Here is a 777-nt window from a genome sequence, read left to right on the forward strand (position 1 = left end):
GTACGGGAGGCCGCGGCGCGTTGATCATGCAACCGTATCCGGGGACCGCTGATCGTGGTCAAAATCCGCCTACATCATGGCGGAAATCGCCCCCATACGCAGTTCCCGGCGGCTTCGTCGCCACCAAACTACGGGCGCACTCTACGCCCCGGCGAACATCCGTCGGCCAGAGGCGACGGAACCTGCGAATCGTCCGTGTCCCCGCCCCTACTGCGAATGCGGAACCCGGGCTACTCCTACCACTTCACCGCAGGGCCCGTCTTCCGCGGCCAACCCGGCGACCGCCGCGGCGACGGCGGTGTCGGTGTCGCCCGAGCGCAGCGCGAGGCAGTTCACCCGGACCCGCCGCTCGCCCGGCGAGCCCGCGAACGACCGCAGGGCCGCTCGCGACCGGGGGCCGACCGGGTACGGCGCGCCGCGCCCGCTCACCACCACAGCCGCGGCCCCCTCGCTGAGGAAGGGCCGCGCTCCGCGCACCGTGCGCACGGCGGCTTCCAGCTCCGAACCCGGACCCATCGGGGGCGCGGGCGCGGCATCCGGCGCGAGAGCCACAGCGGCGCCCAGACCGCCCGCTCGGTGGGATCCCCGGGCGTCCTCGGCCGATCCGCAGACCACCAGCAGGTCGACGGCGCCGAATTCCAGTGCGGTGTAGGCCACGGCGGCGCGGCCGTCGCTCTCGCTGGCCGGGTCGCAGTGGATCGGCAGCGACCAGGCGCCCAGCGCCGACACGACTCCGGCGGCCGCCAGGACCGGATCGTCGGCCAGACGCTTCCCGGG

The 777-nt window shown here is 74.1% G+C and carries 1 pseudogene; it reads right to left on the reverse strand.

What is annotated here, in order from left to right:
• Positions 1 to 207 precede the first annotated feature (207 nt).
• Positions 208 to 777 (reverse strand): annotated as a pseudogene (locus tag D452_RS30590) (hypothetical protein); the annotation flags it as partial.

It is taken from the genome of Nocardiopsis prasina DSM 43845 (genome assembly GCF_000341265.1).
GTDB classification, from domain to species: domain Bacteria; phylum Actinomycetota; class Actinomycetes; order Streptosporangiales; family Streptosporangiaceae; genus Nocardiopsis; species Nocardiopsis prasina.